The organism is Nocardia sp. NPDC059229, from assembly GCF_042754165.1.
Taxonomy (GTDB): Bacteria; Actinomycetota; Actinomycetes; order Mycobacteriales; family Mycobacteriaceae; genus Nocardia.
This window is the reverse complement of the sequence record NZ_JBHZAK010000017.1, coordinates 52,355-77,990: the sequence shown is the minus strand read 5'-3', so window position 1 is coordinate 77,990 and position 25,636 is coordinate 52,355. Positions and strand designations below refer to the sequence as shown.

The following is a 25,636-nucleotide window of genomic DNA, read 5'->3' as shown; positions in this document are numbered from 1 at the left end:
CCATGCTCGACATGTCAATACTGGAATGTAAGGTAGGGGCATGAGTCTCCGGTACGCCCTGCTCGGGCTGCTGTCCGACGGTCCCGCCAGCGGCTACGACCTGCTGCGGACCTTCAAGCACTCGCTGGCCAATGTCTGGCCCGCGACGCAGAGCCAGATCTACACCGAGCTCACCAAACTCGCCGACACCGGATTCATCGCCGTCAGCGACGAAGGCCCGCGTGGCCGCAAGGAATACACCATCACCGATGCCGGGCTCGACGACCTGCGCACCTGGCTCACCACCACCCGGCCGAAACAGGTGACGCGCAATGACACGCTATTGCGCGTGTTCTTCCTCGGCATCCTGCCGCCCGAGCAGGCCCGCGCCTACCTGGCCGGCATCGCGGAACGCGCCGAACACGCCCACGCCGAACTGGGCGAACTCGAGCAGAACATCGACTGGACCGACAGTAACCTGTCGCATTACGGCCACCTCGCGCTGGAATACGGCGCCCGGGCCACCGCCATGAACCGGGACTGGGCCCGATGGGCGCTGGAACAGCTACCGCCGGAACAGGATTGACCGGCCCGCGCTACAACCCGAGCCCATGGGCCAGCACCGGCCAGGAGGCGGGCAGCTCGTCGTCCCAGTAACCCCAGGAGTGGGTGCCGTAGGGGTGCAGTTCCACGGTGGCCTGGATGCCCAGGTCCGCGAGCCGGTCGGCCATGGCGTGCGTGCACTGGTCGACGGCGGCCTCGAGAATGCCGCCCACCAGGATCTGGTTCGCGAGACTGTCTCCGGCACCGGCGAAGTGGCGGTCCCCCGCCTTGTCGTGCGGCCCGGGCATGCCATTGCCGCTGGACAGGTACAGGTCGAGCCCGCGCAGTGCGTCGGCGTGCAGGTAGGGATCGTTGGCCGCCCACATCGGGTCACCGGACGGGCCGTACATATTGCCCGCGTCGCCGCCGCCGAACCCGACCGTGATCCGGACATACATCTCACCCACCGGATCGGCGATCCGCGCGCAGCCGCTGAAGGCCGCCACCGAGCGGTACAGGCCGGGTTTGGCGATCGGCAGCTGCAGGACCGACGTCCCCGACATCGATACTCCGACAAGACCGTTCACGCCATTGGTGCCCAGCGCGGCATCGATCAGCGGGGGCAGCTCCTCGGTGAGGTAGGTCGTCCACTTCATGACGCCGAGCCGCGGATCCGGCTGCCGCCAATCGGCGTAATAGGACGCCGCGCCGCCGATGGGCTGCACGACATTGACGTCCTTGTCGGCCAGGAAGTCGAAGGCATTGGTGCGGCGATCCCAGGAGGCCGCGCCCTTGCCGCCGCTGCCGCCGCTGAGCATGTAGAGCACCGGCCGGGGCGCGGACCGGTCGGCGGGCAACTGCACATCCACCGGAAAGTCGAGGTTCATGGCGGCGGAGTGCACGGTGAGTTCGAGGTGCCGCTCGTCGACGCGCCGGGTGCCGACAATGGCCGAACCGTCCGGCGCCACCGGCGCGGTCCCCGGACCGGCGGGCGTCATCACATCCGGTTGGGCGCGCGCCGCCGGATCGAAGGGCGTCGAGGACAGCGAGACGAGCCCCGCCGCAGCCATTACTGCCATGCTGCAAATCATCGAGCGGTATCGCACGTCCGGGGTCCTGGTTCTCGCGTGCCGCCGGCGCGCTTGACCTGGCGACTGTTCTGCTCCGACGGCGACGGCCGTCCGCGGCCCGACGGGATGCTCATCGGGCGCGCGGCGGCGAGTCTGGCAGCCGCTTTCTAACGGCAGGTTTCCGAATGTTGTCGGGCAGAAAACAGCTTGCGCACCGAAGGCTCAGCCGAGGGTGAGCAACCTCGCAGTCCCGGAGACGACGGTCTGGCTCTGATCGACCAGCGCGACCCGGACCTGCACGGGGGCGCCCGATACCAGCGGCGTCTCCCCCGCCACCGGGGTGATCGCGATGGTCGCGGCGTGCTGGGAGCCGTCGCAGGTGAACGAGTCCTGCTCGCCGGTGGCGGCCGGCCGGTCCGCGTTCGGATCGCCGACCATGGCCAGGATGCCGGCGACGCCCGCGGACGCCTCGCACGTGTAGTCGATGCCGATCGACGAGGCTCCCGCCGACTCGACCGTGATGGAGTTGGCGGCCAGCGCGGGCGCCGCGGCGAGCAGCACCCCCGCGCCCAGGGCCGCGACGACAGCGGCGGTGACGGTCGAGCGGTGATGGTTCCGAATGATGATCATGTTTCGTTCCTCCTGTGTGACGGATCTGGATCGCTGAACACACGTGGAAAGACGCCCGGCCAGTATCGCGCCGAAGCTCCAGCGCCCAACCGGCGGCCCCCGGGAAGCGGGGGAACCGCACCGCGCGGCGAGTCCCCATCCACCCCGCAACCACGCGGCAGCCATCGAGCCGGATAGCCGGGCGTGCGACAGGGGTCGAGGATTCGGGCTGCGAGCGTCACTATGGGAGCCGAGGCAATCGCATCCGGATCATGAGGAGCGCCGGTGGATTCCGACATCTGTTACGCGTCCGCGCGGGAGCTGGCCGGCTGGCTGCGCGCCCGCCAGGTCTCGGCCGTCGAGGTGGTGCGCGCCCACCTGGATCGGATCGAGCGGATCAATCCCAAGGTCAATGCCATCGTCACCCTGGTCGGCGAGCAGGCGCTCGACGCCGCCCGCGCCGCCGACCAGCGGATGGCCGCCGGGGCCGAACCGGGTCCCCTGCACGGAATTCCGATGGCGCACAAGGACACCCACGACACCGCGGGCATCCGCACCACCTACGGCAGCCCGCTGCTGGCGCAGCAGATCCCCGAGCGCGACGAGCTGCTGGTCGAGCGGCTGCACGCGGCCGGGGTCATCACCGTGGGCAAGACCAATGTGCCGGAGTTCGGGGCCGGCTCGCACACCGTGAATCCGATCTTCGGCGCCACCCGCAATCCCTACGATCTCGGCAAGTCGGCGGGCGGCAGCAGCGGCGGCGCCGCGGCCGCGCTGGCGTGCGGTCTGCAGCCGCTGGCCGACGGCAGCGATATGGGCGGGTCGCTGCGCAATCCGGCATCGTTCTGCAATGTGGTGGGTTTCCGACCGTCGCCGGGCCGGGTGCCGACCTGGCCGGATCCGTACGCGTGGGCGACGCTGACGGTGCAGGGGCCGATGGCGCGCACGGTGGCCGATGCGGCGCTGCTGCTGTCGGTGCTGGCGGGCCCGGATCCGCGCAGTCCCATCGCGATCACCGAACCCGGCTCGATCTTCACCGGATCCCTGGACCGGGATCTGCGCGGGCTGCGGGTGGCGTGGTCGCCGGACCTGGGCGGCGCGGTACCGGTCGATCGGGCGGTGCGGGAGGTGCTCGAACCGGCGGTCCGGGTGTTCTCCGAGCTCGGTGCGGTCGTGACCGAGGACTGCCCGGATCTGTCGGGGGCAGAACAGGTTTTCCGGACGCTGCGCGCGTGGCTGTTCGCGCTGGCGCTGGAACCGCTACTGGCGCACCGGGATCTGGTCAAGCCGTCGCTGGTGTGGAATATCGAGCAGGGGCTGGCGCTGAGCGGGCGCGACATCGCCGAAGCCGAAGTGCTGCACACGATGCTGTTCCATCGGATGCGGGAGTTCTTCGAACGCTATGACGTGCTGCTGCTGCCGGTGAGCCAGGTACCGCCGTTCGATGTGGAGCTCGAGTATCCGGACACGGTGGACGGCGAGCCGATGTACACCTATCTGGATTGGATGCGGTCGGCGTATTTCATCAGTGCCACCGGATGTCCGGCCCTGTCGGTGCCCGCCGGATTCACCACCGCGTGGCTGCCGGTGGGCCTGCAGATCGTTGGACCGCATCGCGCCGACCGCCTGGTTCTGGAGGTCGGACACGCCTTCGAACAGGCCACCGGATTCGGCACCGTGCGGCCGCCCATCGCCGCAGGCTGATTCACTCTCGAAGCCCGAGGCCGATCCACTGTCGAGCCCCGCCGCGGAGCCGCATTCGCGGGCCGGGTTCGCGCCCGGCCCGCGAACGGTCGTGTCTACTCGCCGCCCAGCCGCACCGGCAGGCTGGCGTGCCCGTTGGAGATGAAGCTGCCCAGCGGGGTCAATTCCGTTGCGTCCGTGGCCAGCCGGAGGTTCGGGAAGCGCTCGAACAGGGCGGGCAGCGCGATGGCGGCCTCCAGCCGGGCCAGCGGGGCGCCCAGGCAGTGGTGGGCGCCGTGGCCGAAGGCGACGTGCTGGTCCTTGGTGTCACGGTGGATGTCGAAGCTGTCGGCGGTCGCACCGTGGATCCGCGGGTCGCGGCTGGCGCCGGCGTAGGAGGCCAGGATGGCCTCGCCCTTGGGGATGGTGAAGCCGTCGATCTCGATGTCCTCCACCGCGTATCGCAGCGGCAGGTGCGCCACCGGCGACTGGAACCGCAGGGTCTCCTCGATGACGTCGTTCCACGACGCCTGCTCGGCGACGACCGTGGCCAGCTGCTCAGGGTGGGTGAGCAGGGCGACGATGGCCTGGTCGAGCAGGTTCACGGTGGTCTCGTGCCCGGCATTGATGACGAGCATGAGGGTTTCGACGAGTTCCTTGTCGGCCAGCTGCGAACCGTCCTCGTCGTCGCGGGCGGCGATCATGGCGCTGGTGATGTCGTCGCCCGGGTTGTCGCGGCGGTAGGCGACGAGTTCGCCCACGCGCTCGTACATTTCGAGGAAGTTGGCCATCGACTCCTCGGCGGACAGGGACCCGTCGAAGAAGCCGTCGACGCACTTGTGGATGGCGGCGTCGAGGTGCTCGGGCACCCCCATGAGACCGCTGATCACGCGGATCGGCACCGGGTAGGCGTAGAGCGAGCGCAGGTCGGCGACCGAGCCCGCCGGGAGCGCGGCCAGCTCGTCGAGCAGCTCGGCGACGATGGCCTCGATGCGCTCGCGCATGGCGGTGGTGCGGCGGTGGGTGAAGGCCGGGGACACCAGCTTTCGCAGCCGGCGGTGATCGGCGCCGTAGGCGGTGAACATGTTCTCCACGGCCACCCAGGGCAGCAGCGGCCAGGCCTCGGTGATCTCGCCGTTGATGAACGCGGACCAGTGCTGTCGCGGATCCTTGGAGACGCGGGCATCGGCCAGCAGGGTCTTGAGCACGACCTGGTCGGTGACCGACCACGCCATCACGCCGCCGGGCAGCTCGACCAGCGTGACGGGGCCCTGCTCGCGGATCCGGGCGGATTCGCCCTGGATGTCGGTGCCGGTGACATCCAGCACGATCGGGCTCTGGGACATGGAGCGCTCCTTACACCGCGCGCGGCGCGGGACTGATCGGGAATTCGACCGGCAGTGCCACCATGGCGCGGTGGAACGGACCGGGTCGCCAGGAGATGTCGTGTTTCGGGACGGCCAGCGTCAGGTCCGGCACCGCGTCCAGCAACTGGTCGATGGCGGTCTGCGCGACCAGGTAGGCCACCGATCGGGCCGGGCAGGCGTGCGGGCCCGCGCTCCAGGCCAGGTGCGACCGGTTGCCGGTGCGGTCGCCGCCCGCGATCTCGGGATCGTTGTTGCAGGCGGCGAGGCTGATCAGGACCGGCTGATGGGCGGGAAGCCAGGTGGTGTCGATGAGGATGGGCTGACGCGGGTAGCTGATGGAGAAGTTGGCCATCGGCGGGTCGTTGAAGAGCACCTCGTCGAGCGCGTCGCGGGTGGATAGGCTGCCGCCCAGCATGTCTCCGCCGAAACGGTCGTCGGTGAGCATGAGCAGCAGGGTGTTACTGATCAGGTTCTGCATGGGCTCGAGGCCCGCGCCGTAGAAGCTGACCAGCTGGTACAGCATCTCCTCGTCGTTCAGCGCGGACGGGTGGTGGGCCATGCGCGAGGTGACGTCGTCGCCGGGCTCGGCGCGGCGCATGGCGATGAGCTCCATGAGCGCCTCGGCCAGGGTCTGCATGCCCCACGCGGCATTGACGGTGTCGAACAGCGCGGCCATGCCGGTGGCCACCCGCTGGCCGATATCCGATGGGCAGCCGACCAATTGGTTGAGCACCTCGAACACCAGCGGCAGCGCGTACTGCGACACCAGGTCGGCGCCGCCCTCGACGGCCAAGCCCGCGATGAGCCGGCTCGCGATCTCCTCGACCGTGGAATGCACAGCGTGCAGGTCGATCCCGTCGATACCGGCGGTGTAGGCCTGCCGGTAGCGGGTGTGCTCGGCGCCCGCGTTGCGCAGCGCGTTGGGGTACCACTGCATCATCGGCCGGATGGGCGAATCCTCGGGGATGCCCTCCTGCCACACCCGCGGATCGGCCGGAAAGTGCTCGGGGTCATTGAGGATTCGCAGCGCTGTCCGATAGTTCACCACCAGCGTCGCGGGCACCCCCGGCGCCAGCTCGATGGGCACCATGGAGCCGTGCTGCCGACGCATCTCGCGATAGGCGCGATGCGGATCGGCCGCGAATTCCGGTGTTCCCAACAGCATCCGGGGCTCTGCCACGCCGACGGGCGACCCGCCACGTACCGGGCATCCCCCAGCTCCCGAGACCACGCCCCACGATCCTGTCGACTCCAAGTCCGAAACTCCCTACCGACGAACGACTTTCACCGGACCCACCGGGTCGTCCCCGTCGAGTCAACGCTTCGAACCCTAGCAGCCTCGCAGCACACCCACCCCTTTTGTGAAACGGCAACTGCCGGTCCTACTCCTCGACAATCGAGGTGATGAGGGTTCGGCTGCCGACGGTGCGGGTGGTGACGGTCTGGGTGAAGACGTCCTGAAGTTCGCCGGGACGCTGCTGGGCGACCTTCACCGCCCAGTGGTCGTCGTCGGCGTCGGCGATCCGGCTGACCTGCACGCAGTAGCGGGTGCCGACGGGCAGCGAGTCGATGCCGCTCTGAATCTTGGCCGCTTCCGCGACATTCGCCGCGTCCTCGGCCACGAATTCCCGTGCGACGCTGCCGGAGCGGAGCACGTAGTAGGCGTACTCGAAGGCGAGGACGGCGTCGGGGCCGCTGGCGATGCCGCCCGGATCGGTGCCGGTCACCCCGTCGGGGGTGCGGCGGGACTGGCAGCCGTCGGCGGCCGCGGCCGCGCCCGCGGAGGTGGTGATCGAGGTGGGGACGACGCTCGTGCTGCGGCGGGTGGGTACTGCCGCCGTCGAGCTGGTCGGGGCCCCGGCCGCACTGTGCGAGCCCGAGTCTGCGAGCGTGGTCAGGATTCCGACGGCGGCGGCCACCGCTCCGGCCAGCAGCGCCACGGCCAGGAACACCAGCAGGGTGCGCGAGCGAGTCCACTGGCGCGACGATGGAATCGCCTTGTGGCTGTGCGTCTCCCGAGGCGGCGGCGCCGGTGTCCGAGGCCGCGCGCCCTCGATCGCCTCGCTCACCGCGACCGACAGGTCGGTGCACGTGGCGAATCGAGCCCGGGGATTCTTCGCCATCGCCCGGGCCAGCACCGGATCCAGGGCGGCGGGCAGCGCGGGATTCCGTTCCCGCACCGAGGGCACCGGGGCCCGGACGTGCCGGTAGATCAGCCGCGGCAGATCCGTGTCGGCAAACGGCGGTGCACCGGTGAGCATTTCGAACAGCGTGCAGCCGAGGGAGTAGACGTCGGCGCGGCGGTCGACCCGGGCCTCGCCACTGAAACGCTCCGGCGCGGTGTACTGGAAACTGGCCACCACCTCACCGTTCTCGGTGATGCCGCGCACCTCGTGCCGGGACTCGGCGATGCCGAAGTCGGTGAGCAGCGCCCACTCTCGCGGCTGGGCGGTCAGCAGCACATTGGCGGGCTTGACGTCGCGGTGCAGCACGCCCGCCTCGTGGGCGTAGTCCAGGGCGCGTGCCAGGTCGGCGGTGATGGCGGCGGCGCGTGCGGGTTCCAGGGGCCCGTCCAGCAGCTCGGCGGCCAGATCGGAGCCGTCGACGTAGGCCATGGCCAGCCACAGCTGTCCCTGTTCCTCGCCGCGGGCGTAGATGGTGACGATGTTCGGATGCGACAGCCGGGCAATGATGTTCGCCTCCCGCAGGAAACGCTGCCGGGTCTCGTCGTCATCGCTGGCCACGCGGTTGAGCAGCTTCAATGCGACGAACCTGGGTAGGTCCCGATCGTGGGCCAGATACACCTCACCCATCCCACCGGCACCCAGTAGTCGCTCGACCCGATATCCGGCGAAGACCACGCCGGTTCGGAGCTGCTCAGCCAACCAAATCCTCCCGATCCACGTGCACCGCAGACAATACCGGGCACCGGGGGCCGAGTCCGCCGCCCGCCCCAACCGGTTCCGCGGCCCGGCATCCGGCACGAAACGGGGGTAAACGGGGTGCGCGGATTGGATACGCTGGAGGGGAACGACTTCCGCGCGCAACGGGGCGAGTCGTCGGGGGTCGTCTCGGGCCGAATGGCGGGAGCCGGGCTGTGCGGTCGTGGAATTCGGCCGGCCGGAAGGACATCCGATGATGAGGACTGTACGGATGCTGGCGGGGGTGATCGCGGCCGCCGGGCTGGCGCTGGGCGTCGGCGGGGTGGGCGCGGCCCCGGCGCAGGCGGATTGGCTGCCGCAGTGGGCGCCGTTCGGCACCACGGTGTTCACGTTCGGGGACGCGAATTTCTGTGCGGGGCAGATCGCGGTGGGTCTGGAGGCCGCGCACGGCATGCCCGGCCATGTGACCGCGCACGTGACACCGCTGGGGTATCTGGGTGGGCCGTGCGGCAATCACATCGTGCTGGGCTGGCTGGGGTCCGCGGGCGGCGGCTCGCGGGATGTCTATGTCCGCACCGGTGCTGGTCCGGGTGAGACCCAGACGGTCGACCTGTGGGTCGGGATGGGACTGGCCAAGCTGTTCGCCAACAGCTGGCCGCTGCAGGGCCCGTGGGCGGAGTGGTATCTGATCGTGCCCTGAGCGAGCCCCGTGTGCCCTGAGCGAGCGCTGTGCGCCCTGGCCGCAGCGCTATTCGGGCGTCGCCGGCCGCAGGCAGGCGATCGCGGTGGCGGATTCGGACACGATCTCGCGCATGGCGGATTCGGCGCCGGGGCCGTCACCGGACTGGATCGCCGCGGCGACGGCGGCGTGCAGCTGCAGGGCCTGCGGATTGGCCTGCGCCGGCATGAGCTCGTGTTCGGTTCTGCCGGTGAGGACTTCGCGAATGATCGGGGCGAAGACCTGCAGCAGTGGATTGCCGGACGCGGCCAGCAGGGTGGCGTGGAAGGCGATGTCGTGGTCGAGATAGGCGGCGGTGTTGGCGGCGCGGGCCGTGGCCGACATGCCCATGACCGCCGCGGTCAGGGCCGCGCACTGCTCCGGCGTCGCGTGCGCGGCGGCCCCGCGGGCGGCCAGTGGTTCGATGCCGGAACGGAGTTCGGCCAGCCAGGCCAGCTGGGCGAAGCGGTGAGGGCCGGCGAGCTGCCAGCGGATCAGCTTGGGGTCCAGCGCCTGCCAGTGCGCGGGGTCAAGGACGGTGATGCCCGCCCGCCGCCGGATACTGACCATGCCCAGGGATTCCAGCACGCGCACGACCTCGCGGGCGACGGTGCGGGAGACGTCGAAGCGGGTCGCGATCTCGTCGGAGGAGATGCGTGTGCCGGGCGCGATGCCGCCGGAGGCGATGTCGGAGCCGAGCCGATCCAGCACCGATTCGTGCAGGGGCGAGGACTCGGCGCGATCGACCATGGCTTCAGTGTCACACATCCGAGGCATATCTATCGGTATCCAGAGAGGAATACGTAGTACGTATTCGTGGCACGGCTTGATATAGTCCTCCATATTGGGCTCTGTGCCCTGGATCACTCCACCTCGACTCGAAGAAGCGTCATGCCCAACCTCGAACCCCTCGCTGTCGCGAACCTGGCCGACGCGGCCACCCGGCACACCGGCAGCGCCCAGCTCATCACCGCGGCCGTGCTCGGTGTCGCCCTCATCGTCGGCCTGATCACCTGGCTGAAAATGCATCCGTTCCTGGCGCTGGCCATCGGCGCGATCACGGTCGGGCTCGTCGCCCGGCTGGGTGCGGCCGACACCGTGGCCTCCTTCGTGAAGGGCTTCGGCTCGACCATGGGCAGCGTCGGCATCCTGATCGGCTTCGGCGCCATGTTCGGCAAGCTGCTCGCCGATTCCGGCGGCGCGGATCAGGTGGTCGACACCCTGGTGAACCGGGCCGGGCCGCGGGCGCTGCCGTGGGTGATGGGCCTGGTGGGCGCGATCATCGGCCTGCCCATGTTCTTCGAGATCGGCGTCGTGCTGCTGATGCCGGTCATCCTGCTGGTCGCCAACCGGTCGCGACTTCCCCTGATGGCGGTGGCGATTCCGGCGCTGGCGGGCCTGTCGGCCATGCACGGGCTGGTGCCGCCGCACCCGGGTCCGCTGGTCGCGGTGGCGGCGCTCAAGGCCGATCTGGGACTGACGCTGGGCCTGGGTGTGCTGGTCGCGGTGCCGACGGTGATCATCGCGGGGCCGCTGTTCGGCAAGCTGGCCGCGCGCTGGGTGAATGTGCCGGTGCCGGAACTGTTCTCGACCGGTGAGCCCGCCGGGCCGCCCGCTGCGGAGAAGGGGCCGCGGCCGAGCTTCACCGCCACGCTGGCCACCATCCTGCTGCCGGTCGTGCTGATGCTGGGCAGCGCGGTCTTCGACGTGGTCTCGCCGAAGTCCGGGTCCCAGGTGAAGAAGGTCCTGGATGTGCTCGGCACCCCGGTCGTCGCGCTGGGTATCGCGCTGATCGTGTGCATGATCGTGCTCGGCCGCGGCGGCCGCATGACGCGGGACGCCCTGGCGGACACCATGAACAGCGCGCTGCCGCCGGTCGCGGGCATTCTGCTGATCGTCGGCGCGGGCGGCGGCTTCAAACAGGTGCTGGTCGACACCGGCATCGCCGGCACCATTGCCGACGCGATTCGCGACAGCAGCCTGCCGGTGCTGCTGCTGGCCTGGTTCGTGGCCGCGCTGATCCGGGTCGCCACCGGGTCGGCCACCGTCGCGACGGTGACGGCGTCGGGCATTCTCGCTCCGGTCGCGGCCGGGCTCAGCACCTCCCACGTGTCGCTCATGGTGCTGGCGATCGGCTCGGGCTCGCTGTTCCTGTCGCACGTCAATGACGCCGGGTTCTGGATGGTCAAGGAGTATCTGCGCCTGGACGTCGTGCAGACGCTGAAGTCGTGGAGCCTGATGGAATGCGTGATCTCACTGGCCGGGCTGGCGGGCGTGCTCGCCCTGAGCGCGGTCGTCTAGGAGCAGCGATGGCAACCCCCGCGCGACCGCAGATCGTGGTGCTCATGGGCGTCTCCGGATCCGGGAAATCCACGGTCGCGGGCATGCTGGTCAGCAGCCTGGGCTGGGATCTCCTGGAGGGCGACGACCTGCACCCGCCCGCCAATATCGCCAAGATGGCCGCGGGCCACGCGCTCACCGACGCCGATCGGGAGCCGTGGCTGGAGGCCATCGCGGCCTGGATGTCCGACGAGTTCACGGCGGGCCGCTCGGCGGTCGTGACCTGTTCGGCCTTGAAGCGCTCCTACCGGGACGTGCTGCGCCGCAGCCTCGCCGGACACCCCGGCGCGGTGCTGACCTTCCTGCATCTCACGGGATCCCGGGACGAGTTGCGGCGCCGCCTCATCGCGCGCATGGACCATTTCATGCCGCCGGGCCTGCTCGATTCCCAGCTCGGCACCCTGGAGGCGCCGGGACCCGACGAGCATATTCTCAGCATTGAAATCGGCCCTCCCCCACACGAAGTCGCCGCCGCGGCACTGGCCGCCATCCGGGCTCACAGCTGACACGAAGCTTCAGCTCAGCTTCAGGCTGCCTCTCTACGATCACTCGCGTGAACGCACCGAGATTCGCCGCAGCGATTCTGCTGTCCACCGCCTTCATGGCCGCCGGGTGCGGGCACCCGCAGGCCCGCGCCGCCGGCGACACCACCGTCACCCTCGAATACGGTGGGCTGCAGCGGCAATACATCGTCCACTACCCCGCCAACCGACCCCAGGGCCTGGTGCCCGCCGTGCTCGCCTTCCACGGTGGCGGCGGCAATGCCGAGAACATGGCCGGTTCCTTCGGCTTCGACAAGGCCTCCGACGCCGACGGTTTCATCGCCGTCTACCCGAACGGCTACGAGAAGTCCTGGAACGACGGCCGCGGCGACGACACCAATGCCGGCGCCGCGAATATCGACGACGTGGGTTTCGTTGCGGCCGTGATCGACCGGATCATCGCCAACGACTCCGTCGACCCCACCCGCGTCTACGCCACCGGCATGTCCAATGGCGGCATGTTCACCGAGGACCTCGGCTGCCGCCTGTCCGGGAAGCTGGCGGCCATCGCCCCGGTGGCGGGCCCGCTCCCCCAGGCCGACGTATCCGCTTGCACCCCAACCCATTCCCTGCCGGTCCTGGAGATCCACGGCACCTCCGACCCGATCGTCCCCTACGGCGGCGGTGTCGTGCGCGTCACCTCCGGCCACCACGGCGCGGGCTCGAGCCCGGTGCTCTCGGTCGACGACACCCAGCAGCTGTGGCGGGAGAAGAACTCCTGCGACGCGGCCATCACGACCACGCTCCCGCAGCGCACCGACGACGGCACCACCGTGACCGTCCAGTCCTCCGACTGCGCGAACGGCGCCGAGGTCCAGCTCTATTCGATCGCCGAGGGCGGCCACACCTGGCCGGACGGCCCGCAATACCTGCCGCAGGTGATTGTCGGCAAGGTCACCCACCAGTTCGACGCCACCGACGTGATCTGGCAATTCTTCGCACAGTTCCACGCCTAGCCGCCCGGCGAATCCACGCACGGCCGCCAGGTGAACACGGGACGACCAGGACGTACCGGTACCGTGGACCAATGGCCGCCTCACAGTTTGCCTGTCGGTAACTCTCGTATGAAACAACCAACGCACAAGCGCCGGATGGTTCCACGAGAGGTGGGCAGCACCTAATGCCGCAACAGCAGGCCGATACCGAGATAGTCGCGAACCCGATGCTGCGGGCCGCCCTCGCGCCGCCGGCCCGCACACTGGTCGATGTTCTCGCCGCCACCGCCGCGGCGTACCCCGACGCACCCGCCCTCGACGACGGTGAGGTGGAGCTCGGATACGCGGAGCTGCTCGCGGAGATCGCGCTCGAGGTCGAGCGCCTGGCCGCGGCCGGGGTGCGGGCGGGCGACCGGGTCGGGGTGCGGATGCCGTCCGGCACGCGCGGGCTGTACATCACGATCCTGGCGGTCCTGCACGCCGGAGCCGCGTACGTGCCGGTGGACGCCGATGATCCCGACGAACGCGCCCGGCTGGTGTTCGGGGAGGCCCGGGTCTCGGCCATCGTGACCGCGGCCGGGATCGAATCCACCGGAGTGGCAAGGGAATCCGGCGACCAGGTCACGTCGACGGCCGCGCCCACGCCCGCCGACGACGCGTGGATCATCTTCACCTCCGGCTCCACCGGCACACCGAAAGGTGTTGCGGTGACCCATCGCAATGCCGCGGCGTTCGTCGATGCCGAGGCGCGGCTGTTCCTCCAGGACACGCCGATCGGGCCCGGGGATCGGGTGCTGGCCGGACTGTCGGTCGCCTTCGACGCCTCGTGCGAGGAGATGTGGCTGGCGTGGCGCCACGGCGCCTGCCTGGTCCCGGCGCCACGCGCGCTGGTGCGGACCGGCGCCGATCTGGGGCCGTGGCTGGTCCGCCGGGAGATCAGCATCGTCTCGACGGTGCCCACGCTCGCGGCCACCTGGCCCGCCGAGGCGCTCGAACCCGTGCGGCTGCTCATCTTCGGCGGTGAGGCGGTGCCGCCCGAGCTGGCCGAACGGCTTGCCGGCAACCAGGATTCCGAGCGCGAGGTGTGGAACACCTACGGCCCCACCGAGGCCACCGTGGTGGCCTGCGCCGCGCTGCTGGACGGCGGCTTCCCCATCCGGATCGGGCTGCCGCTGGACGGCTGGGACCTGACCGTCGTCGACGCGGCCGGAGATCCGGTGGGCGAGGGCGAATCCGGTGAGCTGGTCATCGGCGGCGTCGGGCTGGCACGCTATCTCGACCCGGCCAAGGACGCCGAGAAGTACGCGCCGCTGCCATCGGTCGGCTGGGAACGCGCCTACCGCAGTGGCGATCTGGTCCGCAACGATCGCGAGGGACTGGTCTTCCTGGGCCGGGCCGACGATCAGATCAAACTGGGTGGCCGCCGCATCGAGCTCGGCGAGATCGACAACGCGCTGCGGCATCTGCCGGGTGTGACGGGCGCGGCGGCCGCGATCCGGACCACCAAGGCGGGCAACAAGATCCTGGTCGGCTACCTGACCGGACCCGGGGCCGATTACGACCTCACCGCCGCGAGAACCATTCTCGCCGAACAGCTTCCGGCCCCGCTGGTGCCGCGACTGGCCGTGGTGGGGGAACTGCCCACCCGTACTTCCGGCAAGGTCGACCGCGACGCGCTGCCCTGGCCGCTGCCCAAGGCCATCGTCGCCACCCCCGAGAGCGGTCTGTCCGAGACCGAGCGGTGGGTCGCGGGACTGTGGGATTCGATTCTCGGCGCGGAGGTCACCGACCCCGACGCCGACTTCTTCGATCTGGGCGGCGGCTCGCTGGCGGCCGCCCAGCTGGTGGCGGCGCTGCGGGAACGGCAGCCGCGCATCGCCGTCGCGGACCTCTACGACCATCCGCGGCTGGGCGCCCTGGCCGCCCTGCTCGACGGTTTCGCGCCGACCGCCGCGGTCGAGGAGCGACTGGTCCGGCCGGTGCCCCGGTCGGCGCAGCTGTTCCAGGTACTGGCGACGATTCCGCTCACTACCCTGACCGGTCTGCAATGGCTGACCTGGCTGGCGATCGTCGGCAATGTCGCCGCCTGGTCGGGGTCGCTGCCGTGGCTGCCGCACCTGTCGTGGTGGTGGATGCTGGTGGCGTTCCTGCTCTTCATCTCCCCGCCCGGCCGGATGGCACTGTGCGTGGCCGGTTCCCGGCTGCTGCTGCGCGGCGTGCGCGCGGGCACCTACCCGCGTGGCGGGCAGGTGCACCTGCGGCTGTGGACGGCCGTGCGACTGTCCGAGGCCAGCGGCGCCGAGAACCTGTCGGGCGCACCGTGGATGGTGCCCTTCGCGCGGGCGCTGGGCGCGAAAGTGGGCCGGGGCGTCGACCTGCACACGCTGCCGCCGGTCACCGGCATGCTGGAACTGGGCGACGGCTGCAGCGTCGAACCCGAGGTGGACCTGTCCGGCTTCTGGATCGACGGCGATCTCGTGCACATCGGGCCGATCGAGATCGGGCCGGGCGCGGTGATCGGCGCCCGCTCGATCCTGCTGCCCGGCACCAGGATCGGCCGCAATGCCGAGATCGCGCCCGGCTCCTCGGTGTCGGGCAAGGTGAAGGCCGAACAGGAGTGGGCGGGCTCGCCCGCCGTGAAAGTCGGCCGGGCACAGCACCGCTGGCCCGACGAGACACCCGCGCGGGCCGCGCACTGGGTGGCGATCTTCGGCATCACCTCCATGGTGCTGGCCGCGGTACCGATCTTCGCGCTGGCCACCGGGGGTCTGTTGATCGCCTGGTGGATTCACGACACCCGGACGCTCGCAGCCGGATTCGAACGCGCCTTCGCCGTCCTGCCGGTGGCCATGCTGCTGGTGCTGGGCGTGTACGCCGCGGTCACCATCGTGGCCGTGCGGCTGCTCGGCATCGGGCTGACCGAGGGCCATCACCCCGTGCGCAGCCGCCCGGGCTGGCAGGCGTGGGCCACCGAACGGCTGCTGGATTCCGCGCGCACCTTCCTGTTCCCGCTCTACGCCAGCTTGCTGACCCCGATGTGGCTGCGCCTGCTGGGCGCGAAGGTCGGCAAGCGCGTGGAGGTTTCGACGGTCCTGCTGCTGCCGAAGTTCACCGTGGTCGCCGACGGCGCGTTCCTGGCCGACGACACCATGGTCGCCAGTTACGAACTCGGCGGCGGCTGGTTGCGCATCGGCGAGGCCAAGGTCGGCAAGCGCGCCTTCCTCGGCAACTCCGGCATGACCGCGCCCGGGCGGCGGGTGCCCAAGAACGGCCTGGTCGCCGTGCTGTCGGCCGCACCGTCCAAGGCGAAGGCCGGTTCGTCGTGGCTGGGCAGCCCGCCGACCCGCCTGCGCCGCGCCGCCGAATCCGGTGACACCGCACGCACCTTCGATCCGCCGTTCCGGCTGCGCGTGGCCCGCGCGGTGGTGGAGACCTGCCGGTTGATCCCGGTGTTCGTGACCTTCGCGATCGGCCTCGGCGTGCTGTTCGCCCTGGCCTGGCTGGCCCGGACCCTCGGCCACCTGCCCGCCGCACTGCTCAGCGGTGTGGTGCTGCTGGCGGCGGGCGCGGCGGCCGGCGCGGCCTCGGTGCTGGCGAAATGGCTGCTGGTGGGCCGGATTCGCACCGAGGAGCATCCGCTGTGGAGTTCTTTCGTGTGGCGCAACGAGGTCGCCGACACCTTCGTGGAGCATGTTGCCGCGCCGTGGTTCGCGCGGGCCGCGACCGGTACGCCCGTGCTGAATGTCTGGTTGCGTGGACTCGGCGCCACCATCGGCCGCGGGGTATGGTGCGAATCCTATTGGCTTCCGGAGGCTGACCTGGTGACACTCGGTGACGGCGCGACCGTGGAACGCGGTTGCGTGGTGCAGACCCATCTGTTCCACGACCGCATCATGGCCATGGACACCGTCACCCTCGGTGCGGGCGCCACTCTCGGACCGCACTGTGTCGCCCTGCCCGCCAGCGTGATCGGCGCGGGCGCGACCATCGGACCGGCCTCGCTGGTCATGCGCGGCGACAGCGTGCCGCCGTCCACCCGCTGGTGGGGCAACCCCATCGCGCCCTGGCCGGAGGGCGGTCGCTGATGCCCGACCGGCTCGACCAGCCCATCGACGATTACCTGCCGCAGAACGGGAATCGCGGCTACCGGGTCTCCCGCTACGAGCTGGAGCTGGTGTACAAGGTCGCCAGTAACCGGCTGGCCGGGCGGGCCGACATCACCGCGGTCACCACCGGGGTGCGAGATCGGTTCGCGCTGGACCTGTCTCAGTCGCTGGCGGTGTCCAAGGTGTTCGTGAACGGGGCCAAGCCCGCCAAATTCACCCATCAGCGCGGCAAATTGGTGATCACGCCGCGGCAGCGGATTCCGGCGGGCGGGGTGCTGGCGCTCACCGTGCAGTACGCGGGCCCGCCTCGGCCGCTGCGCGGCCCGTGGGGCGAGGTCGGGTGGGAGGAGCTCACCGACGGCGTGCTGGTGGCCAGCCAGCCCAACGGCGCGGCCTCCTGGTTCCCGTGTGACGATCACCCGAGTTCCAAGGCCAGCTACCGGATTTCGATCACCACCGACTCGCCGTACTACGCGCAGGCCAACGGCACCCTGGTGCGCAAGCAGACCAAGGCCAGCCAGACCACCTGGGTGTACGAGCAGCCCGAGCCGATGTCCACGTACCTGGCCACCATCCAGATCGGCCACTACCGCAAGCAGCGGGTCGACGCGCCGCGCGGCGCGGTGCCCATGCAGGCGGTGCTGCCGCCGCGGCTACGCACCGCCTTCGAGCACGACTTCGCGCGGCAGCCGCGCATGATGGAGGTCTTCGCCGAGAAGTTCGGGCCGTACCCGTTCGAGGCGTACACGGTGGTGGTCACCGATGACGAACTCGAGATTCCCATTGAGGCGCAGGGCATTTCGGTCTTCGGGGCGAACCACTGCGACGGGCGGCGCGGCTACGAGCGGCTGGTCGCGCACGAGCTGGCCCACCAGTGGTTCGGCAACAGCCTCACCATCGCGCGCTGGCGCGACATCTGGCTGCACGAAGGCTTCGCCTGTTACGCGGAATGGATCTGGTCGGAGGAGGCCGGCGGGCCGAGCGCGGACCAGCTGGCGCGCACCGCACACCGGAATCTGGCGCGGCTGCCGCAGGACCTCCTGCTCGCCGACCCCGGACCGGACCACATGTTCGACGACCGGGTGTACAAGCGCGGTGCGCTCACACTGCATGCGTTGCGGCTCACACTCGGTGATCCCGTCTTCTTCGATCTGCTGCGCGAGTGGACCGCGCGGTATCGCCACGCCTCGATCACCACCGAGGAATTCACCGACCTGGCAGGGCATTACAGCACCAGGTCACTGCGATCACTCTGGGACAGCTGGCTACACGCCCGGCCCCTACCCCAACTACCCGCGCTCCCCGCGTTCGGGGCCAATTCCGATACCGGGTAGACTCCCAGCGAACACGTTGTTGATCATGGATGTGCCGGGCCCAGACACACGCACGGTCACATCAGCGTCGTAGATCGCTACGAACCTCCAAGCAGCCCCCACTGCGCGGCTTAGCTTTCCTTACGGCGATCGATTTTGCCCACTGGCAATCTCGCCACCTTGTGCCCCCGGCGCGGATCCGAGATCCGCAGCACGGCTCGGGCACACCCCGATGCCCGAAAGGCACTGCAACACCGATGACTTCTGCCCCTGCCTCCTTTGCCGCGCTCGGCGTCCGCGACCCCCTGGTCCGTGCGCTCACCAACGCCGGCATCACCGAGCCCTTCCCCATCCAGGCCGACACCCTGCCCGATTCGCTGGCCGGGCGCGATGTGCTCGGGCGTGGAAGGACCGGCAGCGGAAAGACCCTGGCGTTCTCCATTCCGATGGTGGATCGCCTCGGCCTGCGCGCGCAGCGGTGTGCGCCGAATCACCCGGCCGGGCTGGTGCTCGCACCGACCCGGGAGCTGGCGACCCAGATCGCGGCCACCCTGGAGCCGCTCGCGGCCGCCTACCGCATGTCGGTGACCACCATCTTCGGCGGCGTCTCCCAGCATCGGCAGGTGCAGGCGCTGAAGCGGGGCGTGGACATCGTCATCGCCTGCCCGGGCCGCCTCGAGGATCTGATGCGGCAGGACCTGATCAGCCTGGACTCGGTCGAGATCACCATCATCGACGAGGCCGACCACATGGCCGATCTGGGCTTCCTGCCCGGCGTCACCCGCATCCTGGCCGCCACGCCCGAAGACGGTCAGCGCCTGCTGTTCTCGGCCACCCTGGACAACGGCGTCAACAAGCTGGTCAAGCGGTTCCTGCCGGATGCCGTGAAACACGCTGTGGACGAAGCGAATTCGCCGGTCGCCGCCATGACCCACCACGTGTTCGAGGTGCCGACCGCGGAGGCCAAGCGCGCGGTCGTGCACCGCCTGGCCTCCGGGTCGGAGCGCCGAATCCTGTTCACCCGCACCAAACATCAGGCCCGCAAGCTGGCCCGCCAGCTCACCACCGCCGGCATCCCCGCCGTCGACCTGCACGGCAATCTCACCCAGCCGGCCCGCGATCGCAACCTCGCCGCCTTCGCCTCCGGCACCGCCAAGGTCCTGGTCGCCACCGATGTCGCGGCCCGCGGCGTCCACGTCGACGGCGTCGAACTCGTGGTCCACGTGGATCCGCCCGCCGAGCACAAGGCCTACCTGCACCGCTCCGGCCGCACCGCCCGCGCCGGCAACCACGGCGACGTCATCACCCTGGTCCTGCCCGACCAGCGCACCGACCTCGCCGCCCTCATGCGCAAGGCCAAGATCACCGCCACCCCGCAGTCGGTCACCGCCGACTCCCCGGCGGTCACGCAGCTGATCGGCGAGGTGGCCCCGCTGGTCGCCCTCCCCGCGGCCGAGGTCGCCGCACCGCACCGCGTGGACACGTCGGCCGCCTCGCCCACGCGGGGAGCCCGCCAGCCCAAGAAGCGGACCCGCCCGGCCGCGACCGACGCCAAGCAGACCGCACCTCGGAACCGCCGCAGGCAGGGCTCCCAGAACACCGACGATGCGCGCACCCCCGACCGCCCCGCGGCCCGCAAGCACGACACCGCCACCGACGGCCGGCCCGTCCGCCGCGCCGGAGGCCGTGCCGGCGGCAAGCCTCGAGCCTCAGCCACGAGCACGTCGAACGGCCACAATCCGCGTACCGGCGGCACCCGCGACGAGGACCAGGGCACCCGCACCCGGACCGAGCGCCGCGGCACGGCCAATGCGCGGCAGGGTGCCCCCGCCGAACCGCGTACCCGCGGCACCGCCGGCCGGACCGCATCCCAGCGCACCGACGGCGCCCCTCGCCGTCGTCGCGGCAACTGACACCCCCGACGACCGACGCCGCGGCCACCTCGCCGGTGCGGCCGCGGCGCGGCGGCGCGCGGGAGGGTGCGTCCAGAATGTGACATTTGCCCGTATCTAGCGGGCGCAGATTTTTCTACAGTTATTGAATAGCAAGCTGCTACCCGCTCTTACCTCGTGAATTCTCATCTGTCGTCCCGGACGCTTTGACAGGGGTCAGGAGAGCAAGTCATGAAGACCGACGCCCCATTGAGCGAGCGGGTCATCGTCAAGTTCGAACGGGTCGAGAATCGCTATCGGGTCTCGGTGACGCCGGTCGATCGGCTGCAGTGGCGGGTGGGGTACGCGCCGGATATGAAAGCGGCCGTGCAGCTGGCCCGGGAACTGGCCAGCTGAGCATTACAGAGCGGGTGCGCCGGGTTCCAGGAGCCGCTTGGGGTGCATGCCGTCGACCTGTCCGATGAACGGCGGATGAATGCTGTAGCCGAGCATTCGGCGAATATCCTCGGACACCGCGCGGACCGTATCGCGGGTCATGGAGAGCGTGAACGCTTCCTGGGGGCGCAGCCACGGTTCGCAGTATTGGGCGGTGAGCGCGAGGCGGGGATGCGCGGAGCGATTCGCACCGCCGCCGTGCCACAGGGTGCCGACGAAGAAAACGCAGCTACCCGCCGGCATCACCACCGGTTCGCGACGGTCGGATTCCCCGGGCAGGCGGTCGCCCCACAGGTGGCTGCCCGGAATGATGTCGGTCGCGCCGTTCTCGGCGGTGAAGTCGTCGATGGCCCAGATGGTGGCCGCCCCCAACCCCTTTCGCGGCCGCGGCAGCGGGTAGAAGCCGTCGTCGGTGTGCAGCATCTGCGCCTGCTCGCCGGGCAGGATGTTGATCACCTGCAGCATGGACAGCAGGTAGTTCGGCAGGAACAGCCGGTCCAGCAGGGCCAGCACCCGCGGGTGGTCGGCGATGCGGTCGCAGGCGCGAGTCTTGTTCAGCACGCTGTAGATGCGCTGTGTCGAGTGCCCCTCGAAATTGTTCCGGCCGATCCGATCCAGCAGTGGCACAACACTTTCCCGGATCCGGTCGAGCTCGGCCGGAGTCAGCATGTCGTGCAGGATCACGTAGCCGTCCCGCTCGACCGCGGCTAGATCGGCCGCGGCCACCGCCGGATCCACGCTCGCGCCGCTGCTCGCGGTGCGCCGGTAGGTTCCGGCCAGATCGCCGTCCAGATCGCGTAGCGATGTCACCTTCGCGCTCATCCCGCCATCCTTTACATAACTGAGTTCTGTTATTGTTCGACTGTGGCACGAGCACCGATCGGACGTCAACAACTACTCGACGCCGCCCGCGACGAACTGGTCCACGCCAACGGCACCCTGGAGCTGAGCGCGCTGACCCGCCGCACCGGACTGAGCACCGGCGCGATGTACCACCACTTCGGCTCCAAAGTCGGTCTGCTGGCGGCCATCTGGGACGACTTCTACGAGGGCCTGAGCCGGGCCATCGCCGACGATCGACTCCCGGCCGACGGCGACTGGGCCACCCGCGAGCGCGCCCGCACCCACTGTTTCGTGGCCTTCCACTTCGAGCACCCGCTCGCGGCGCTGCTGCTCAACCGCGCGGCGCCCGATCCGGGCCTCACCGAGATCGAGGCCGTCTACATCCGCAATCTCGGCGACGCGGCCGCCACGAATATCCGCCGCGGGCAGGCCACCGGCGAGATCCCCGCCGATCTCGACCCCGACAGCGCGGGCGCGTATGTCATCGGCGGCCTGCGTCACGGCATCGCCCAGCAGCTGCGCGTGCATCCCCGTCCGCCCGTCGACCTTGCCGCCGAACGTCTTTGGCGTTTCACCGCCGCGTCGCTGTCCCTGCCCTGATCCGCAAAACAACTGGCGATCGCGCCAGCGGCCGCGTATCACTGCGTGCTATGTCAATCTCCACGGCCGACCGGCTGGCCATTCACGAATTGCTCGCCCTGCACGGACATCTCAGCGATGCCGGCGCCTTCGACCGCTTCGGGGAGGTCTTCACCGAGGACATCGCCTACGACCTGACCGCCTACGGCGCGGGCGTGGTCACCGGCCGGGATGCCCTGCGCGATATGGCGCTCCAGCTGGGCGACGGCAACCCGCTGGGGCATCACGTCACCAATATCGTGGTGTCGCCCAGCACATCCGACACCGTGCAGGCCCTGTCGAAGGGCCTCGCGGTCAGGACCGACGGCACCACCGCCAGTGTCACCTACGAGGACCTCGTCGTCCGCACCGATTCCGGCTGGCGCATCAGCCATCGCCGCGTAGTCCCACGCCGGCAACCCCTCCACCCCTGACGCTCCGGCAAACCCGACGCACTCGCTCCCCGAACCGCTTGGGATGTTTGTGCTTTGGTCGCGCGCGAAATCGCCGGAGTGGAAGAATCCCCCCGCATGTCGGGCGGTCCGATGCCTTATCCAGGCGATAGAACTCCGATGGTGGAGGCCCTGTCCGAGTGGCGGCTACGTGAACTTCTCGCCGAGGTGCAGGAGCGCATCGCGCAGGTGGTGGATGTGCACGACCGCATGGATCGGCTCATCGACGCCATGCTCGTCATCACCTCCGGCCTGGATCTGGACGAGACGCTGCGCACCATCGTGCACACCGCCATCGAACTGGTCGACGCCCGCTACGGGGCGCTGGGCGTGCGGGAGACGCGCAGCAGCGGCGACAATCTGTCGGTGTTCGTCTACGACGAAAACCGCTACGGCTGAAGGATCTTTCCCACCATCCGGCCTCGATCGGGTTTCCGGAGCATCACCCGCCCATGCACAGTTTCCTGGGCGTCCCGGTGAAGGTGCGCGACGAGGTGTTCGGCAGTCTCTATCTCACCGAGAAGGTGAACGGCCAGGAGTTCACCGAGGACGACGAGGTGGTGGTGCGGGCACTGGCCGCCGCGGCCGGTATCGCGGTGGCGAACTCCCGGCTCTACACGCAGTCGCAACTGCGGCAGCTGTGGCTGGAGTCGATCCGCGACGTGGCCACCGAACTGCTGGGCGGCGGCGACCCGGCCGAGGTGATCGAGCTGATCGCCGATCGCGCACTGACACTGACGGATTCGGTGTGCACGTTCGTGGCGCTGCCCGAGGATCTGGAGCTCTCCGATGACGCGGTCACCGAACTGATCGTGTCGGCGGGTGCGGGAGTACCCGCGTCCGCGCTGCTGTCGCGCCGCATCCCGATCGAGGGCTCGCACACCGGCACCGTATTCCGCACCGCCGAATGCGTGGCCACGGAAGGGTTGGCGCTCAACCCGTTTCCGGAGTTGCGGACGGAGTTCGGCCCGGTGCTGCTGCTCCCCCTGCGGGCCCGCCGCTCCATGCTCGGTGTGCTGGGCGTGCTGCGCGCGCCCGGCGAACCGGATTTCGACGCCTCCGCCATCGCCATGATGACGGTCTTCGCCGGTCAGGCGGCGCTGGCATTACGCCTGGCGGACAATCAGTTCCGCATGCGCGAGCTCGATGTCCTCTCCGAGCGCGACCGGATCGCACGCAATCTGCACGACCGGGTCATCCAGCGTCTGTTCGCCACCGGGCTGGCCGTACAGCGGATGCCCCCGTCGGGAACATGGCCGTCACCGATCCCGAATCGCCTCGGGGCCGCGCTGATCGAGCAGGGTGAGGTAGGCGTCGAGTTGGGCTGCGCCGGTGAGGAGGTCGCGGCTGCGGGTGGTCAGGCGTTCTTGCCAGGTGTCGAGGAAGACGGTCAGAGCTCCTGTATCGCCTGCGGTTCGGAGGGCGTCGAGGAATTGGGTGATCTGGGACAGCTGGTAGTTGCCGCGGCGCAGTTGGCGGGCGATTTCGGCGTCGCGAACGCAGTCCGGGCCGTAGTGGCGGTAGCCGGTGGCGCGATCGCGGTCGGGATGCAGGATGCCTTCGGTTTCCCAGGTGCGCAGGGTCGCCGGGTGCAGGTCGAGGCGGCGGGCGAGTTCGCCCACGGTCAGCGGCCTGCGCGGGGTATCCGGCGGGATCGGGGTGGACAGGCTGTGCAGGGCCCTAGCGACGTCGGCTCGGGTCACGCGTTCGGCGTGCAGGGCGAGGTGGGTGGCGTCGATGAGCCGGTAGGCGGCTTCGGTGTCGCGGCGGTTGATTGCGCGCATGATGTCGGTGGCCGGCTGATGGCCGTGGCCACGGCGTAGCGCCAGGAAGGCGCGCAGGGCCTGGGCGTGCAGGGGTGTGTAGCGCCGGTAGCCCGTCTCGCTGCGTTCGGTGGGCGGGAGGACGCCTGCCTCGTCGTAGTTGCGGATGGCCTGTGCGGACAATCCGTGCTCCCGCGCGAGATCGATGGGTCGCAGATCGCACCTCCGTTTGAGGGTTCGAACATCTGATATGTGGTCACGCTCGGGCAAGTTTCACTCGAACCTTCAACGATAGTGTCGAAGGCAGTTCCTTCTGGAAGGGGTCTCCATGTCAACTGCCACCGCAATACAGGCCATCGGCCGCCCGATCGACGGTCCGGAAAACCTGGGCCGCGCCCTCGACGACCTGCTCGCCACCCACACCGAACCGCCCGCCCTGTTCGCGCTCGGCGAGCCGACACATGGCATCGCCGCATTCCCGCTGCTGCGCAACGACGTTCTCGGTCACCTCGTCGAACGGGGTTACCGGTCAATCGTTTTGGAGACCGACTACTTCGCCGCGTCCATTGTCGACGACTACGTGTGCGGCGCGGCCACCGAGATCGACACCGTGCTTGCCACCGGGTTCAGCCACGGTTTCGGCGCGGTGCCGGGCAATCGCGAACTCGTCGAATGGCTCCGCGCGCACAATGCCGCCCGCGCGCCGGAGGATCGGGTGCATTTCCACGGCTTCGATGCCCCGGTGGAATACGCCGGCGGCCCCGGCCCACGCCATGCCCTCGCCCGGGCCGCCGACTGCCTGCCCGCCGCCCTGCGCCCCGAATCAGCAAGCAAACTCGACGAATTGGCCGGTGAAGACACCGACTGGACCAATCCGGCCGCCATGTACGACCCGGCGGCATCCATCGGCAACTCCCCTCGAGCCCACGCCCTGCGCCTGCTCGCCGACGACCTCGCCAGCGCACTGCACCGCGCGTCCCCCGGCCTGCGCCCCGCCGACCCCGCCGCCTACGACCGAGCCGTGTCCCACGCCCGCACCGCGCAGGGCCTGCTCCGCTACCACGCCGCCATGGCCACCGACACCCCCGACCGCATCGACGCCGTCTTCAGCCTCCGCGTCGAAATGATGGCCGACAACCTCCTTGCCATAGTCGCCCAGGAACAACACCGGGGTCCATCCCTGGTCTTCGCCCACAACGCCCTCCTGAGCCCTGCCCACGATGACGCCAAGAGCTGGGCGAATGCCGGTGCGCTCGTCCACATGACGCTCGCGGACCGCTACCTGTTCGTGGCAACCGACGCCAGCCCCGCCCCCGACCCGAACACACTCCAGCACTCACTGGCAGCAGCCACACCCCACCGCACCCTCTTCCCAGCACCGCCCCTGCGCGCCGCACTCTCCCCGTCCACCGGCACGAGCACACCGATTGTGCCCGGCCACATCCCACTCACCCTCGCCGACCTGTCCGGCGCGGCCGCGGTCGTCTTCATCGCCGACACCGACGGAAAGCGCCATCAGTATTGGTAGGGGAACCGGCGGCAGCGA

Annotated in this window: 22 protein-coding genes and 1 pseudogene; 15 read left to right on the top strand and 8 right to left on the bottom strand. The window is 69.7% G+C overall.

The annotated features are described in order from the left end of the window. The first annotated feature begins 40 nt into the window (after positions 1–40). Positions 41–565 (top strand): PadR family transcriptional regulator, encoded by a 525-nt coding sequence (locus ACFXHE_RS32250; RefSeq protein ID WP_379388318.1) that lies wholly within the window; start codon positions 41–43, stop codon positions 563–565. Positions 566–575: 10 nt separating this feature from the next. Here the strand turns inward: ACFXHE_RS32250 and ACFXHE_RS32245 are convergent, their stop codons facing one another. Continuing rightward, positions 576–1,601, bottom strand: a complete 1,026-nt coding sequence (locus ACFXHE_RS32245; protein WP_379388317.1) for an alpha/beta hydrolase — start codon at positions 1,599–1,601, stop codon at positions 576–578. Positions 1,602–1,814: 213 nt separating this feature from the next. Then, positions 1,815–2,222, bottom strand: coding sequence for a hypothetical protein (locus tag ACFXHE_RS32240; protein ID WP_379388315.1), 408 nt, complete (start codon positions 2,220–2,222; stop codon positions 1,815–1,817). A gap of 264 nt (positions 2,223–2,486) precedes the next feature. Here ACFXHE_RS32240 and ACFXHE_RS32235 point away from each other — a divergent pair, with 264 nt between their 5' ends. After that, positions 2,487–3,905, top strand: coding sequence for an amidase (locus ACFXHE_RS32235; protein WP_379388314.1), 1,419 nt, complete (start codon positions 2,487–2,489; stop codon positions 3,903–3,905). A gap of 95 nt (positions 3,906–4,000) precedes the next feature. Here the strand turns inward: ACFXHE_RS32235 and ACFXHE_RS32230 are convergent, their stop codons facing one another. From ACFXHE_RS32230 to ACFXHE_RS32220, 3 genes are all read right to left on the bottom strand, one after another. Beyond that, the gene (locus ACFXHE_RS32230) at positions 4,001–5,230 is read right to left on the bottom strand and encodes a cytochrome P450 (RefSeq protein ID WP_379388313.1); all 1,230 of its coding nucleotides are present in this window, start codon (positions 5,228–5,230) and stop codon (positions 4,001–4,003) included. A gap of 10 nt (positions 5,231–5,240) precedes the next feature. Further along, positions 5,241–6,416: a cytochrome P450 gene (locus ACFXHE_RS32225; RefSeq protein ID WP_379388312.1), complete on the bottom strand. Its 1,176-nt coding sequence runs from the start codon at positions 6,414–6,416 to the stop codon at positions 5,241–5,243. A 217-nt stretch (positions 6,417–6,633) separates the two neighbouring features. After that, positions 6,634–8,136: a serine/threonine-protein kinase gene (locus ACFXHE_RS32220; protein ID WP_379388311.1), complete on the bottom strand. Its 1,503-nt coding sequence runs from the start codon at positions 8,134–8,136 to the stop codon at positions 6,634–6,636. A gap of 253 nt (positions 8,137–8,389) precedes the next feature. Between ACFXHE_RS32220 and ACFXHE_RS32215 the strand changes: the two genes are divergently transcribed. After that, positions 8,390–8,833 (top strand): hypothetical protein, encoded by a 444-nt coding sequence (locus tag ACFXHE_RS32215; protein WP_379388310.1) that lies wholly within the window; start codon positions 8,390–8,392, stop codon positions 8,831–8,833. A 48-nt stretch (positions 8,834–8,881) separates the two neighbouring features. Here the strand turns inward: ACFXHE_RS32215 and ACFXHE_RS32210 are convergent, their stop codons facing one another. Beyond that, positions 8,882–9,601, bottom strand: a complete 720-nt coding sequence (locus tag ACFXHE_RS32210) for a FadR/GntR family transcriptional regulator (protein ID WP_379388309.1) — start codon at positions 9,599–9,601, stop codon at positions 8,882–8,884. 141 nt (positions 9,602–9,742) lie between these two features. On the opposite strand from ACFXHE_RS32210, the gene ACFXHE_RS32205 reads away from it, so the two are divergent. The 7 genes from ACFXHE_RS32205 to ACFXHE_RS32175 all read left to right on the top strand — a co-directional run bounded on the left by ACFXHE_RS32205 (position 9,743) and on the right by ACFXHE_RS32175 (position 20,375). Continuing rightward, positions 9,743–11,152, top strand: a complete 1,410-nt coding sequence (locus tag ACFXHE_RS32205) for a GntP family permease (RefSeq protein ID WP_379388308.1) — start codon at positions 9,743–9,745, stop codon at positions 11,150–11,152. Between the two features lie 8 nt (positions 11,153–11,160). Beyond that, a complete protein-coding gene (locus ACFXHE_RS32200) occupies positions 11,161–11,697 on the top strand; it encodes a gluconokinase (protein WP_379388307.1) in 537 nt (178 codons plus the stop codon). A gap of 47 nt (positions 11,698–11,744) precedes the next feature. After that, positions 11,745–12,689 carry an alpha/beta hydrolase family esterase gene (locus ACFXHE_RS32195; RefSeq protein WP_379388306.1) on the top strand — a complete coding sequence of 315 codons (945 nt, stop codon included), beginning with the start codon at positions 11,745–11,747 and terminating at the stop codon, positions 12,687–12,689. A 164-nt stretch (positions 12,690–12,853) separates the two neighbouring features. Further along, positions 12,854–16,753: a Pls/PosA family non-ribosomal peptide synthetase gene (locus ACFXHE_RS32190; RefSeq protein ID WP_379388304.1), complete on the top strand. Its 3,900-nt coding sequence runs from the start codon at positions 12,854–12,856 to the stop codon at positions 16,751–16,753. Next, entirely contained in the window at positions 16,753–18,108 is a 1,356-nt protein-coding gene (locus ACFXHE_RS32185) for a M1 family metallopeptidase (protein WP_379388302.1), read from the top strand. Before ACFXHE_RS32190 ends, ACFXHE_RS32185 begins: the two co-directional genes overlap by 1 nt. A 236-nt stretch (positions 18,109–18,344) precedes the next feature. After that, positions 18,345–20,000, top strand: a complete 1,656-nt coding sequence (locus tag ACFXHE_RS32180; RefSeq protein WP_379388301.1) for a DEAD/DEAH box helicase — start codon at positions 18,345–18,347, stop codon at positions 19,998–20,000. Positions 20,001–20,210: 210 nt separating this feature from the next. Then, on the top strand, positions 20,211–20,375 hold the full coding sequence (locus ACFXHE_RS32175; protein ID WP_364611846.1) for a hypothetical protein: 165 nt from the start codon (positions 20,211–20,213) through the stop codon (positions 20,373–20,375). Between the two features lie 3 nt (positions 20,376–20,378). Here ACFXHE_RS32175 and ACFXHE_RS32170 read toward each other — a convergent pair whose 3' ends face one another. Next, positions 20,379–21,236: a phytanoyl-CoA dioxygenase family protein gene (locus ACFXHE_RS32170; RefSeq protein ID WP_379388299.1), complete on the bottom strand. Its 858-nt coding sequence runs from the start codon at positions 21,234–21,236 to the stop codon at positions 20,379–20,381. Positions 21,237–21,278: 42 nt separating this feature from the next. On the opposite strand from ACFXHE_RS32170, the gene ACFXHE_RS32165 reads away from it, so the two are divergent. From ACFXHE_RS32165 to ACFXHE_RS32150, 4 genes and pseudogenes are all read left to right on the top strand, one after another. Beyond that, positions 21,279–21,857: a TetR/AcrR family transcriptional regulator gene (locus ACFXHE_RS32165; RefSeq protein WP_379388297.1), complete on the top strand. Its 579-nt coding sequence runs from the start codon at positions 21,279–21,281 to the stop codon at positions 21,855–21,857. Positions 21,858–21,907: 50 nt separating this feature from the next. Continuing rightward, positions 21,908–22,309, top strand: coding sequence for a nuclear transport factor 2 family protein (locus tag ACFXHE_RS32160; RefSeq protein ID WP_379388296.1), 402 nt, complete (start codon positions 21,908–21,910; stop codon positions 22,307–22,309). A gap of 138 nt (positions 22,310–22,447) precedes the next feature. Beyond that, on the top strand, positions 22,448–22,726 hold the full coding sequence (locus ACFXHE_RS32155) for a hypothetical protein (RefSeq protein WP_379388294.1): 279 nt from the start codon (positions 22,448–22,450) through the stop codon (positions 22,724–22,726). Further along, positions 22,717–23,526, top strand: a pseudogene (locus tag ACFXHE_RS32150) (GAF domain-containing protein); the annotation flags it as partial. The gene ACFXHE_RS32155 and the pseudogene ACFXHE_RS32150, both read left to right, overlap by 10 nt. Before the next feature lie 60 nt (positions 23,527–23,586). Here ACFXHE_RS32150 and ACFXHE_RS32145 read toward each other — a convergent pair. Then, positions 23,587–24,306, bottom strand: coding sequence for a MerR family transcriptional regulator (locus ACFXHE_RS32145; RefSeq protein ID WP_379388511.1), 720 nt, complete (start codon positions 24,304–24,306; stop codon positions 23,587–23,589). A gap of 112 nt (positions 24,307–24,418) precedes the next feature. Between ACFXHE_RS32145 and ACFXHE_RS32140 the strand changes: the two genes are divergently transcribed. Further along, entirely contained in the window at positions 24,419–25,618 is a 1,200-nt protein-coding gene (locus ACFXHE_RS32140; protein ID WP_379388293.1) for an erythromycin esterase family protein, read from the top strand. The last annotated feature ends 18 nt before the right edge of the window (positions 25,619–25,636 follow it).

Excerpts from the sequence above, each read along its gene's own strand:
- ACFXHE_RS32155 (WP_379388294.1), top strand. The coding sequence starts at position 22,448 with ATGGTGGAGGCCCTGTCCGAGTGGCGGCTACGTGAACTTCTCGCCGAG.
- ACFXHE_RS32160 (WP_379388296.1), top strand. The coding sequence starts at position 21,908 with ATGTCAATCTCCACGGCCGACCGGCTGGCCATTCACGAATTGCTCGCC.
- ACFXHE_RS32210 (WP_379388309.1), bottom strand. The coding sequence starts at position 9,601 with ATGGTCGATCGCGCCGAGTCCTCGCCCCTGCACGAATCGGTGCTGGAT.
- ACFXHE_RS32205 (WP_379388308.1), top strand. The coding sequence starts at position 9,743 with ATGCCCAACCTCGAACCCCTCGCTGTCGCGAACCTGGCCGACGCGGCC.
- ACFXHE_RS32185 (WP_379388302.1), top strand. The coding sequence starts at position 16,753 with ATGCCCGACCGGCTCGACCAGCCCATCGACGATTACCTGCCGCAGAAC.
- ACFXHE_RS32230 (WP_379388313.1), bottom strand. The coding sequence starts at position 5,230 with ATGTCCCAGAGCCCGATCGTGCTGGATGTCACCGGCACCGACATCCAG.
- ACFXHE_RS32190 (WP_379388304.1), top strand. The coding sequence starts at position 12,854 with ATGCCGCAACAGCAGGCCGATACCGAGATAGTCGCGAACCCGATGCTG.
- ACFXHE_RS32140 (WP_379388293.1), top strand. The coding sequence starts at position 24,419 with ATGTCAACTGCCACCGCAATACAGGCCATCGGCCGCCCGATCGACGGT.
- ACFXHE_RS32175 (WP_364611846.1), top strand. The coding sequence starts at position 20,211 with ATGAAGACCGACGCCCCATTGAGCGAGCGGGTCATCGTCAAGTTCGAA.
- ACFXHE_RS32170 (WP_379388299.1), bottom strand. The coding sequence starts at position 21,236 with ATGAGCGCGAAGGTGACATCGCTACGCGATCTGGACGGCGATCTGGCC.
- ACFXHE_RS32215 (WP_379388310.1), top strand. The coding sequence starts at position 8,390 with ATGAGGACTGTACGGATGCTGGCGGGGGTGATCGCGGCCGCCGGGCTG.
- ACFXHE_RS32250 (WP_379388318.1), top strand. The coding sequence starts at position 41 with ATGAGTCTCCGGTACGCCCTGCTCGGGCTGCTGTCCGACGGTCCCGCC.
- ACFXHE_RS32245 (WP_379388317.1), bottom strand. The coding sequence starts at position 1,601 with ATGGCAGTAATGGCTGCGGCGGGGCTCGTCTCGCTGTCCTCGACGCCC.
- ACFXHE_RS32225 (WP_379388312.1), bottom strand. The coding sequence starts at position 6,416 with ATGCTGTTGGGAACACCGGAATTCGCGGCCGATCCGCATCGCGCCTAT.
- ACFXHE_RS32200 (WP_379388307.1), top strand. The coding sequence starts at position 11,161 with ATGGCAACCCCCGCGCGACCGCAGATCGTGGTGCTCATGGGCGTCTCC.
- ACFXHE_RS32180 (WP_379388301.1), top strand. The coding sequence starts at position 18,345 with ATGACTTCTGCCCCTGCCTCCTTTGCCGCGCTCGGCGTCCGCGACCCC.
- ACFXHE_RS32240 (WP_379388315.1), bottom strand. The coding sequence starts at position 2,222 with ATGATCATCATTCGGAACCATCACCGCTCGACCGTCACCGCCGCTGTC.